Below are 11907 nucleotides of genomic sequence, written 5' to 3' on the forward strand. Positions count from 1 at the left end.
GGAGTGGCGGTGATCTATAATTTTTCAGCCGGGCCGGGCGTCTTGCCGGAACCGGTCTTACGTGAAGTGCAAGCCGAGTTTCTTTCCTATAAACAAGGGGTGTCCATCGTCGAAATGAGTCACCGTTCCGACACGTTCGCCACAATCGTCGAGCAGCTCGAGGCGAGACTGCGGCGATTGATGCAGATTCCTGACGACTATGCCGTCCTGTTTCTACAAGGCGGTGCCACCCTACAATTCTCGATGGTGCCGATGAACCTGCGCGAGTCGGGGCGCTTCGCCTATCTCGACAGCGGGATTTGGTCGAAAAAAGCGATTGCTGATGCGAAACACTACGGTGACGTCGTCGTCGCCGGCAGTTCGGCAGCGGTCAAGTATCGAGACCTTCCCGCATGGCCAGAGACGATTTCAGACGTCGACTATCTTCATGTGACGTTGAACAACACGATTGAAGGGACGCGCTATACGAAACTGCCGGACACGGACGTCCCGATCGTCGCCGACGTCTCGTCGAACATCTTGGCGGAAACGATTGACGTCAAGCGCTATGGGCTATTATATGCCGGTGCCCAAAAAAATATCGGGCCGGCCGGATTGACGCTCGTCATCATCCGTCGCGATTTGATTGTCGACCGTGACTTGCCGTCATACCTCGCGTACAGCAAGCACGTCGATACGCTGCTCAACACTCCATCGACGTTCAGTCTATACGTCGCCGAGCGCGTGCTCGCCTGGGTCGAGGGAGAAGGCGGGGTCGAGGCGATGGAACGTCGCAACGTCGAGAAGAGTGGTCTATTTTACGACGCCTTGGATGCATCGCCAATGTTTCATGCCGTCGTCTTGGGCAAGCAGCGGTCGCTGACGAACATCCCGTTCACGACCGGGGATGCCGAGACGGACCGGGCGTTTCAACGATTCGCCGAGGCACGCGGATTAATCGAGCTCGGGGGTCACCGTTCGGTCGGCGGCCTGCGAGCCAGTCTATACAACGCGATGCCGCTCGAAGGCGTGAAGCGTCTCATCGATGTGATGCATGAGTTTGAACAGGAGGGACAAGATGTTTCATATAAAAACGTATAATCAAATCGCAGAAGACGGGTTACGGCGTTTCGAGCCGAGCGAGTATGCCGTAAATGACGCCGAACAAGCGGACGCCTGGGTCATTCGGAGCCATGACGTCCATCAGGCGGACATCCCGCCTTACTTGCTCGCCATCGCCCGGGCCGGTGCCGGCGTGAACAATATCCCGCTCGACCGGCTCGCCCGTCAAGGGGTCGTCGTGTTCCATACGCCGGGCGCGAATGCGAACGCGGTCAAAGAACTCGTGCTCGCCAGCATGCTGTTATCGGTCCGTCCGATTTTGGAAGGGACGAACTGGGTCAACAATCATACGTTTGCCGATCAGACATCGCTCGAAGAAGCGATGGAACAACAGAAACGGCGTTTCGTCGGGTCCGAACTGCGAGGCAAGCGCGTCGGCATCGTCGGTCTCGGTGCAATCGGGGCGTCGCTCGCGAACGATTTGCTCCATCTCGGCATCGACGTCATCGGGTACGACCCGCACTTATCGGTCGACGGGGCCTGGAATATCTCACAACAAGTAAAACGGGCGAAGCAGTTGAGCGAGTTGCTCGCCGACGTCGACATCCTGACGATTCATATGCCGCTTACGGATGACACGCGCCACATGATTGATGCGACATGGTTCAAGCAGATGAAACCGGGCGCCACCGTTTTGAATTTCGCGCGGGGTGAACTCGTGAATGACGCCGATTTGTTAGAAGCGCTCGATGACAACGTGGCGACATACATCACCGACTTCCCGAAACAAGTGCTGCTCGGACATCCGCAAGTCGTCGCGTTCCCGCACCTCGGCGCCTCGACCCACGAGTCTGAGGTGAACTGTGCAATCCAAGCCGTCGATACGCTCAAACTGTATCTCGAGACCGGTAGTATCCGAAACTCGGCCAATTTCCCGAACACGGAACTCCCTTACGTCGGCAAGCGGCGTTTGGCCGTGCTCCATTTGAACGTCCCGAACATGGTCGGTCAAATCGCCAGCCGGCTCGCCGAGAACGGAATCAATATAGATAACATGGTCAACCGGAGCCGCAACGACGTGGCCTATACGTTGATCGACATCGACAACCATAAACATGAGACGCTATCTGTGCACGCCCTGTACGACATCGAGGGCGTCATGCGCGTCCGCGAATTTTAAGGAGGAATAATTATGGTCGTATTCAAACCGTTTGCCCCATACATGCCAACCCATCCCGAGAACGTCGCAGCCGACCCGTACGATATCGTCAGCGTCGAACAAGCACGTGAAGACGTCAAACTGCGTCCCGACTCGTTCCTTGCGGTCGATAAACCAGAAGTGTTCACGGCGGACATGCCGCTCGAGGCGTGGGGACAACGAGCCCGTCATGAGCTCGAACGGCTTTACGAGAGCGAGTTGACCGAACGGACCCACGGATTTTATGTTTACCGGCTCACCGATCAAGGGCGTGTCCAGACAGGGCTCGTCGCCACATTCTCGGTGACCGATTATGAGGCCGGTCGCATCAAGATTCATGAGCACACCCGTGCCGCGAAAGAACGCGAACGCGTCGAGCACGTATCGGCGACGAAAGCGCACACTGGCCCGATTTTGATGAGCCACGCGCCGGACGAAGGGTTGCGTCGCATCTTGGACGATGCGACGACAGGAGAGGCGTTGTTCGCCTTCACGGACAGTGAAGGTGTCATCCATGAAGGCTATGCCGTGCCATCCAAGCATCAAGCACGCGTCATCATGCTCGGGGCCAGCATTCCGGCCATCTATATCGCCGATGGGCATCACCGGGCCAAAGCCGCAGCCGTCGTCGCACGGAGCCCGATTCATGAAGGGGAATCGAAACAAGAGCGGGATCACTTCCTCGGCGTCTTGTTCCCGAGCGATGAGCTGACGATTTTGCCATATCACCGGATCCTGAATCAAGTGGACACAGAAGAAGTGATGGTACTGCTCGAAAATCTGGATTTATCGTATGACCTCGAGTCGGTCCCTGCTTTGTATGTCCCGAACGAGCGGGGCACGTTCGGTTTGTCTTACCGGGGCGAGCATTTCATGCTCAAAAAACTGCAGACGACGACGTCGCTCGACGTCGCGACGCTGCAACGGGATGTGCTCGAACCGTATTTTCACGTCACGGACGTTCGCACCGATCACCGAATCGATTTCATCGGCGGCAAAGACGCACCGAAACGTCTCGCCGACTTGGCTGAACGTGATGACGTCGTCGTATTGACGTGTCATGCCACGGCGATGGAAGAGCTGATGCGCGTCGCCGACGAGAACGGTCAAATGCCGCCAAAATCGACGTGGTTCGAACCGAAACTGAAGAGCGGTCTGTTCATTCATCGGTTCGATTGAACGTGCAGAGTGGCGTCTCGGCGTGAAAAGCGTTATAAATGGAAGAGAAGAAAGGGGTGGCCGCCATGGCTAAAGCCGTATATCTTCACATTCCATTTTGTGAACATATTTGTTATTACTGTGATTTCAACAAGGTGTTCTTAAAGAACCAACCGGTTGATGACTATTTAGATGCACTTGAACGGGAAATCATCCTCTCGCTCGAACAATACCCGACCGATACGATCGAGACGATCTTTATCGGCGGTGGGACACCGACGGCGCTCAATGAGGCGCAGATGAAACGACTCATGGACATGGTCGCACGTCATCTGCTCCCGCTCGCGTCTCCGAATTTGGAGTATTCGGTCGAGGCGAACCCGAACTTCGTCAGTGCGGAGAAACTCGACACGATGAAGCAAGGAGGAGTCAACCGCGTCAGTTTCGGCGTCCAAACGTTCGACGACGGCGGACTCGAGCGCATCGGACGGACGCACCGGGCCGATGACGTGTTTGCGACCGTGACGGAAGCTGCGAAGCGATTCGATAACATCTCGATCGACTTGATGTTCGGGTTGCCGGAACAGACGCTCGAGCAGATTGAGCGCGACCTCGACTTGGCGTTCGAGCTCCCGATTCAACACGTGTCTTCCTATTCGTTGATTCTCGAGCCGCACACCGTGTTCGCGATTCAAGAGCGAAAAGGGAAGTTGCGCCTTCCGGGCGAAGATATCGAAGTCGCGATGTATTTAAAAGTGATGGAGACGCTCGAACGGCGTGGATTGAAACAATATGAGATTTCAAACTATAGCCTTGAAGGACGGGAGAGCCGTCATAACCAAGTGTACTGGCGCAACGAAGAGTATTACGGCTTCGGCGCCGGCGCGCACAGTTATTTGAACGGGGAACGTCGGGCGAACATCGCACCGATTCCGCACTATATCAAAGCGGAGGGGTTACCGGTCCGCAATACGACGACGCTCGAGACGTTCGAGAAGATGGAAGAAGAGCTGTTCCTCGGACTCCGGATGCGCCAAGGCGTGTCGTTTGCGACGTTCGAGTCGAAGTATGGTGTATCGATGCGTTCGGTGTTCGGGCACGTCTTGACGGAGCTCGAGGCGAAGCGGTTGATTGAGACGACGGAGACACACGTCCGCTTGACCGAGTCGGGACTCCCGCTCGCCAATGAGGCATTCGCGGCCTTCATCGGTGAAGCGAAATGGAACGACTCGCAAGCGCAAGTATCTAACTGAACAACAAAAGGGCGAACCCAATGCGGGTTCGCCCTTGTTTCGGTTATAACACGAGGTCACGATAAATCGGCATGAGCCGGCTGAACGTATCCTCGACGAGCGCCAGGAAGGCGGCTTCGTTTTGAAGAATCGACGCATCGGCCGGAAGTTGGCGGCCGATTAAGAAGTCAGCTTTTTTCACGGTCGCGAAGCGTTCCGTCATCGTCTCAATCGATTCGGCTGACATATCCTCGATTAAAAACGCGTCTTTCTTCATATGGTCCCCGGCGATATGGAAGTCAGGGAAATCCGATTTGAAGTCGAGTGCCATAAGCCGGCGGCCGATTGCTTCCTTGTTCGGCATCTCATAGATGAAGGCGAGCCAGACGAAGACGCGGTCGTCGAATAAGCCGACCTGGAAATGGGGATGTTTCTTATAGCCGCGTTTGTCATGGCAGATCGCCATCCACGTGTCCTTCGGCGGATTGACCGTCCGGCGGGCATGCTTGGCGACATGTAAATAGAGCGGGATGCCGACGTCGGCTTCGAGCTGAGGCCCGACCTCGTCATAAATCCGGTGGAACAGCGGTTGAATCTCTGAGCGGATCCCGGCCATCCGGGCGTCGAGTCCGTCTTGCGTGAATACGTCGAATTGTTGTGTTGTAAACATCTAATCACCTCATTTCGTATCATACCGAATGTTGACGAAACATGCATATCCGAACGCTTGAACGGACTGGAAAAAATGAGCCAAATGAATTGACAAATAAGGAGAACATGATAATATTTGAAGTGTGATTAGCACTCAGTAAATATGAGTGCTAATAAAGCGAGGCCAATCCTTCAGAGAGGAGTGATGTTGTGCTGACAGAGAGACAATTGCTCATTTTACGAGCGATCATCGATGATTATATTCAGACGGCCCAACCGGTCGGGTCGCGGACGTTATCGAAGCGGGATGACTTATCATTCAGTTCGGCGACGATCCGTAACGACATGGCCGATTTAGAAGACATGGGTTTGATTGAAAAGCCGCATACGTCGGCCGGACGAATCCCGTCCGAAATCGGCTATCGGTATTATGTCGACCATCTCGTCGAGACGAAAATCATCGACGAGCGCGAGACGTATCGTCTCGGTGAACGACTGCGCGCTTCGGCCCAAGAGTCGGAAGTGCTCATCCGTCAAGCCGCTGACCTGCTCTCTGATTTGACCAACTATACGACGGTGGCACTCGGTCCGAACAGCCAGATGAATCGCCTGGCCCGAATCGATTTGATGCCGCTCGACGAACGGCGAGGCGTCGTCTTGATTGTGACCGATCAAGGCCACGTCGAACATCGGACGATTGTATTCGACTCTCCGATGGCGCCTGACTTGGTCGAACAGACGATTCGTTTCTTGAACGATCGTCTCAAAGGGACTCCACTCGGTCAGCTAAAGTTCCGAATCGGGGAAGAAGTGGCCAAACTTCGACTCGCGCACCAGGAACAATTTGAGTTCATGATGCAACTCATTCAATCGACCGTCGAAGTCCAACATCCTGCTTCGCTATATCTAGGGGGGAAGAAGAACATCTTCAACCAACCTGAGTTTCAGACGCTCGACACGTTGCGTCCGTTCCTCGAATGGATCGATGAACAGGAACGGTTGACCGACTGGCTCGAATCGTTGCCAAACCGCGAGATTTATGTGAGCATTGGTAGCGAGAATGGCATCGTCGCGCTTCAAAATTGTAGCGTCATCACGTCCGACTATACGCTCGACGGGAAGACGTTCGGGACAATCGCCATGATTGGACCGACCCGGATGGACTATCGACACGGTGTCCAAATGATGGGACAAATCATTGAGGCGTTAAGGCGAACGAAATTAGAAGAGTGATGGAAAGGAGCCTCATTATGACAACTGACAAACAAAACGGGCCTGAACCAGAAGAAGTGCTCGAAGAAAAAGATTTTGATCCGAAACAGACAGAGGCTGTCGAAGCAGAAGAGGTTTCAAATGTTGAGTTTGTGGAAGAAACTTCTGAAGGGACGGATTTACAAAAAGAAATCGACGCACTCAAAGCGAGCGAGCTCCGCATCCGTGCGGACTTTGATAACTTCCGTCGTCGGACGAACGAAGAGAACGCGAAACGCGTGAAGTTCGCGTCACAGACGGTCGTCGAGAAGTTGATTCCGCTCATCGATAACTTCGAGCGCGCGCTCCAAGTCGAGGCGACTTCGGACGACGCCAAGCAGATTCAAGCGGGCGTCGACATGATTCACCGCCAGTTACTCGACGTCTTGAACGGTGAGAACGTCGAAGTGATTGAAGCGGTTGGCCAACCGTTCGACCCGAACTATCATCAAGCGGTCATGCAAGAGCCGAGCGATGAGTTCGAATCGGGCATCGTGACGATGGAGCTTCAAAAAGGGTACACGATGCACGGACGCGTCATTCGTCCGAGCATGGTAAAAGTCTCAGAATAACATTACTTAATTAGATGGAGGAATAGACAATGGGTAAAATTATCGGAATTGACTTAGGTACAACGAACTCATGTGTGGCAGTCATGGAAGGTGGCGAAGCAGTCGTCATCTCGAACGCAGAAGGGAACCGTACGACACCATCTGTCGTCGCATTCAAAGGCGAAGAGCGTCAAGTCGGAGAAGTAGCGAAACGTCAAGCGATCACGAACCCGAACACGATTCAATCGATTAAGCGTCACATGGGAACGTCGCATACGGTCGAAGTTGACGGCAAGAAATTCACGCCGCAAGAGATCTCGGCAATCATTTTGCAGAAATTGAAAAAAGATGCAGAAGACTACCTCGGTGAAACGGTGACGGAAGCAGTCATCACTGTTCCTGCCTACTTCAACGATGCGGAGCGTCAAGCGACGAAAGATGCAGGGAAAATCGCTGGTCTCGACGTCAAACGAATCATCAACGAGCCGACGGCAGCTGCACTCGCTTACGGTCTCGATAAAGGTGAAGACCACACGATCTTGATTTATGACCTCGGTGGCGGTACGTTCGACGTCTCGATTCTCGAACTTGGCGACGGCGTCTTCGAAGTTGTCGCAACAGCAGGGGACAACCGTCTCGGTGGTGACGACTTTGACCAAAAAGTCATCGACTATCTCGTGGCAGAATTCAAAAAAGAGAACGGCATCGACCTCGCTCAAGACAAGATGGCGCTTCAACGTTTGAAAGATGCAGCCGAGAAAGCGAAGAAAGACCTTTCTGGTGTGACGAGCGCGCACATCAGCCTTCCGTTCATCACGGCCGGAGCAGCTGGTCCGCTTCACCTTGAAACGACACTCACACGTGCGAAATTCGAAGAGTTGACAGCCGACCTCGTCGAGCGCACGATGGAGCCGACACGCCGCGCGTTGAAAGACTCAGGTCTTACACCGTCTGACCTCGACAAGATCATCCTCGTCGGTGGTTCGACACGTATCCCAGCGGTTCAAAAAGCGATTCACGACTTCACGAAGAAAGAGCCGTTCAAAGGCGTGAACCCGGATGAAGTCGTCGCCCTCGGTGCCGCAATCCAAGGTGGCGTCCTTGCCGGTGACGTCAAAGACGTCGTCCTTCTCGACGTGACTCCGCTCTCGCTCGGTATCGAGACGATGGGTGGCGTGATGACGAAGTTGATCGATCGCAACACGACGATCCCGACTTCGAAATCACAAGTCTTCTCGACGGCGGCTGACAGCCAGCCAGCGGTAGACATCCACGTCCTCCAAGGGGAACGTCCGATGGCACCAGACAACAAGACACTCGGTCGCTTCCAGTTGACGGACATTCCGCCGGCACCACGTGGCGTGCCACAAATCGAAGTCAAATTCGACATCGATGCGAACGGAATCGTTCACGTATCGGCGAAAGACCTCGGTACGAACAAAGAACAGTCCATCACGATTCAATCGTCTTCAGGGATCGACGAGGCTGAAATCGAGCGTATGGTAAAAGAAGCGGAAGCGAACGCGGAAGCTGACAAACAACGTAAAGAAGAAGCTGAACTCCGCAACGAGACAGACCAACTCGTCTTCGCAACGGACAAGGCGATCAAAGACCTCGGCGACAAAGTCGACGCTACGGACAAAGAGCGCGCTGAAGCTGCGAAAGAAAAAGCGAAAACGGCACTCGAAGGCACAGACCTCGAAGCCCTCCGTACGGCGAAAGACGAATTGTCGAACGTCGTGCAAGAGTTGACGCAAAAAGTATATGCGAACATGGCTGAACAGCAAGGTGCTGAAGGTGCAGAGACGCAGACGGAAGCGAAAGACGACAACGTCGTTGACGCTGAGTTTGAAGATCTCGACGATCGCAAATAAGGCAACCGATAGAGAGGAGAGCGCCAAAGCAGGTTTCTGCTTTGGCTCTTTCCATGTTAAGGTAGATTCGGTAGAATTTTAGTTTAGACAGTGTAGAGGAGAGAGTAACGTGGCGAAACGAGATTATTATGAAGTGCTTGGCCTAGATAAATCGGCCTCGGCACAAGACATCAAACGTGCTTATCGCAAGCTGGCACGCCAGTATCACCCTGACATCAACCAAGAGCCGGATGCGGCCGACAAGTTCAAAGAGCTCGGTGAAGCATACGAAGTATTGTCAGACGAACAGAAACGGGCCCAATACGACCGTTTCGGTTTTGAAGGGGCCAGCCAATTCGGCGGCGGTGGCGACTTCCAAGGCGGCTTCGGTGACATCTTCGACATGTTCTTCGGTGGCGATGGGGGACGTCGTCAAGACCCGAACGCTCCACGACGCGGGGAAGACTATCAATACGTCGTCGACCTCGATTTCATGGAGAGTGTGACCGGCAAGACGGAAATCATCGATCTTGAGATTGAAGTCGAATGCGACACGTGCATGGGTAGCGGCGCCAAACCGGGAACAAAACCGGATACGTGCAGCCGTTGTGGCGGCAGCGGTGTCGAGACGGTCGAACAGAACACGATTCTCGGCCGGATGGTCAATCAACGGACGTGTAGCCAATGTCACGGAAGCGGGAAGACGATTAAAGAAAAATGTGAGACGTGTCACGGCTCTGGCCATGTGAAGAAACAGAAGCAAGTCGAAGTCAAGATTCCAGCTGGAATCGACAACGGCCAACAAATCCGTCTATCAGGCAAAGGCGGTCCTGGCTTTAACGGCGGCCCAGCCGGCGACCTGTATATTGTCGTTCGCGTCCGGGCGCATGAAATCTTTGAACGGGTCGACCAACATATCACGATGGAGATGCCGGTCACGTTCGCCCAGGCCGCACTCGGCGCGGAACTCGAAGTTCCGACCGTCCACGGCAAAGTGAGTTTGAAAGTTCCAGCCGGCACGCAGACCGGTTCGCGATTCCGGTTGCGCGGCAAAGGGATGCCGAGCGTCCGCGGCGGCGGCAATGGCGACCAGTACGTCAATATCGTCATCATGACGCCGACGAATATGACCGACCGTCAAAAAGAATTGCTCCGTGAATTCGAAGAGATTAGCGGAGAAGCAGGCGTCGAAGAACAACACGGCCTGTTCCAAAAGATGAAGAAGTTTTTTAGCCAGTAAAAGGAGCGTGTTCAAACAATGAAATGGTCTGAAATTTGTGTCCACACGACACAGCAGGCAGTCGAAGCCGTATCGAATTTACTACATGAAGTGGGGGCACAAGGGGTCGTCATCGAGGACGTCGAAGATTACGACCAGATGATGGCCGAAGACCATTTCGGCGAGATTTGGGACGTGTCGGGCCGTGAATCGTATCCGACGTCCGGTGTTTATGTGAAAGCATACGTACCGGCCTCAGGTGATTTTCAAGACACGCTCGCTGCGTTCAAAAAAGAAGTGGATGGCTTGCGTCATGTGCTCGATATCGGCACCGGTGACGTGACGGTCGTCGAGATGGACGAAGAGGACTGGGCCCATTCGTGGAAGCAGTACTACAAGCCCGTCAAAATCTCACAACATTTGACGATCGTTCCGCTTTGGGAAGATTATGAGCCACAACCGGAAGAGAACGTCATCTTACTCGATCCGGGTATGGCGTTCGGGACGGGGACGCATCCGACGACGATGCTCTGCATTCAGGCAATCGAGAACTATATCCGACCGGGTGACCGATTGATTGATGTCGGCACGGGTTCAGGTGTCCTCGCCATCGCTGCTGCGAAGCTTGGGGCCGAACGAGTCGAGGCACTCGATTTGGATGCGGTCGCCGTCGAATCGGCGCGTCAAAACGTCGAGACGAACGGTGTCGGCAACGTCATCGACGTGAAGACGGGTGACTTGTTGAAAGGGATGACGGGGGAGTATGACCTCGTCGTCGCCAATATTTTGGCCGACGTCATCATGCTGTTCATCGATGATGCATATGCGCGCGTCAAACCGGGCGGCTACTTCATCACGTCGGGTATTATCGGACAGAAGCGGGCCGAGGTGACAGAGGCGCTCAAGGCGTCCGGATTCGCGATTGAAGAGACACGGGTCATGGAAGACTGGGTCGCCATCATCGCGAAGAAAGGATGAGCCATGCAACGATACTTTTTACCGCGTGAGTCATTTGTTAATGACACGGCCACCTTACCGGCCGACGTCGTCCATCATATCGCGACAGTGCTCCGGGAGACGCCCGGTTATCGCATGGTGCTTTTAGACGGTACCGGCCTCGAATATGAGGCTGAGGTCGTGACGCTCGAGAAGAAGACGGGCACGGCCCGGGTGCTCGAACGCCGTCAAGCGACGACCGAACTTCCCGTCGACGTGACGCTCGCCTATGCGCTTCCGAAAGGCGATAAAGTCGAACTCGTCGCCCAAAAAGGGACTGAGCTCGGCATGCATCACTTCTGGGTGTTCGAATCGAAGCGCTCGGTCGCCAAATGGGACGCCAAAAAGGCACCGAAAAAAGTCGAACGGCTCCAGAAAATCATGCAGGAAGCGGCCGAACAGTCGTACCGCGCCGTCGTTCCGATGTGCCAACACATCAGACCACGGGAACTGACGGACCGCATCGATTCGTTCGATGCCGTCGTCATCGCCTATGAAGAACAAGCGAAGCAAGGGGAGCAAGCAGCGTTTGCGACGGTGTTGAAAGCACTTCGACCTGGGGCGAAGCTCCTGCTCATCGTCGGGCCGGAAGGCGGCTTTGACGAAAGTGAAGTGAATGAGTGGACGGAACGCGGGGCACAGGCCTGTGCTTTCGGACCACGCATCTTGCGTTCGGAGACGGCGCCGCTCTATGCGCTCGCCGCTGTCTCTTATGCGCTCGAATTGAATTAACACATCAAACGGCTCTCGCGGATGC

The 11907-nt window shown here is 54.5% G+C and carries 11 protein-coding genes; 10 read left to right on the forward strand and 1 reads right to left on the reverse strand.

The features are described 5' to 3' along the window. Nucleotides 1-3 precede the first annotated feature (3 nt). The 4 genes from serC to hemW all read left to right on the forward strand — a co-directional run bounded on the left by serC (nucleotide 4) and on the right by hemW (nucleotide 4650). Nucleotides 4-1080 carry a 3-phosphoserine/phosphohydroxythreonine transaminase gene (gene serC / locus KNP82_RS04860; protein ID WP_214714597.1) on the forward strand — a complete coding sequence of 359 codons (1077 nt, stop codon included), beginning with the start codon at nucleotides 4-6 and terminating at the stop codon, nucleotides 1078-1080. Next, nucleotides 1058-2221 carry a 3-phosphoglycerate dehydrogenase family protein gene (locus KNP82_RS04865; RefSeq protein WP_214827246.1) on the forward strand — a complete coding sequence of 388 codons (1164 nt, stop codon included), beginning with the start codon at nucleotides 1058-1060 and terminating at the stop codon, nucleotides 2219-2221. Before serC ends, KNP82_RS04865 begins: the two co-directional genes overlap by 23 nt. Nucleotides 2222-2233: 12 nt before the next feature. Further along, entirely contained in the window at nucleotides 2234-3418 is a 1185-nt protein-coding gene (locus KNP82_RS04870) for a DUF1015 domain-containing protein (protein WP_214714599.1), read from the forward strand. Nucleotides 3419-3483: 65 nt separating this feature from the next. Further along, nucleotides 3484-4650, forward strand: coding sequence for a radical SAM family heme chaperone HemW (hemW, locus tag KNP82_RS04875; RefSeq protein ID WP_214827247.1), 1167 nt, complete (start codon nucleotides 3484-3486; stop codon nucleotides 4648-4650). Nucleotides 4651-4693: 43 nt separating this feature from the next. Here the strand turns inward: hemW and KNP82_RS04880 are convergent, their stop codons facing one another. Then, nucleotides 4694-5299, reverse strand: coding sequence for a DUF1054 domain-containing protein (locus tag KNP82_RS04880; RefSeq protein ID WP_214756530.1), 606 nt, complete (start codon nucleotides 5297-5299; stop codon nucleotides 4694-4696). 191 nt (nucleotides 5300-5490) lie between these two features. Between KNP82_RS04880 and hrcA the strand changes: the two genes are divergently transcribed. From hrcA to KNP82_RS04910, 6 genes are all read left to right on the forward strand, one after another. Continuing rightward, the gene (hrcA, locus tag KNP82_RS04885) at nucleotides 5491-6513 is read left to right on the forward strand and encodes a heat-inducible transcriptional repressor HrcA (protein ID WP_058763965.1); all 1023 of its coding nucleotides are present in this window, start codon (nucleotides 5491-5493) and stop codon (nucleotides 6511-6513) included. Nucleotides 6514-6530: 17 nt separating this feature from the next. Further along, nucleotides 6531-7103 (forward strand): nucleotide exchange factor GrpE, encoded by a 573-nt coding sequence (gene grpE, locus KNP82_RS04890; protein ID WP_029595210.1) that lies wholly within the window; start codon nucleotides 6531-6533, stop codon nucleotides 7101-7103. Between the two features lie 29 nt (nucleotides 7104-7132). Continuing rightward, entirely contained in the window at nucleotides 7133-8956 is a 1824-nt protein-coding gene (gene dnaK / locus KNP82_RS04895; protein WP_029595211.1) for a molecular chaperone DnaK, read from the forward strand. A gap of 109 nt (nucleotides 8957-9065) precedes the next feature. Continuing rightward, entirely contained in the window at nucleotides 9066-10175 is a 1110-nt protein-coding gene (dnaJ, locus tag KNP82_RS04900) for a molecular chaperone DnaJ (protein WP_029595212.1), read from the forward strand. 18 nt (nucleotides 10176-10193) lie between these two features. Further along, the gene (gene prmA, locus KNP82_RS04905; RefSeq protein ID WP_029595213.1) at nucleotides 10194-11132 is read left to right on the forward strand and encodes a 50S ribosomal protein L11 methyltransferase; all 939 of its coding nucleotides are present in this window, start codon (nucleotides 10194-10196) and stop codon (nucleotides 11130-11132) included. Nucleotides 11133-11135: 3 nt separating this feature from the next. After that, complete coding sequence (locus KNP82_RS04910) at nucleotides 11136-11882, forward strand: 16S rRNA (uracil(1498)-N(3))-methyltransferase (protein ID WP_029595214.1); 747 nt, start codon at nucleotides 11136-11138, stop codon at nucleotides 11880-11882. Nucleotides 11883-11907: the final 25 nt, after the last annotated feature.

Source organism: Exiguobacterium sp. s26, from assembly GCF_018618235.1.
GTDB classification, from domain to species: domain Bacteria; phylum Bacillota; class Bacilli; order Exiguobacteriales; family Exiguobacteriaceae; genus Exiguobacterium; species Exiguobacterium chiriqhucha.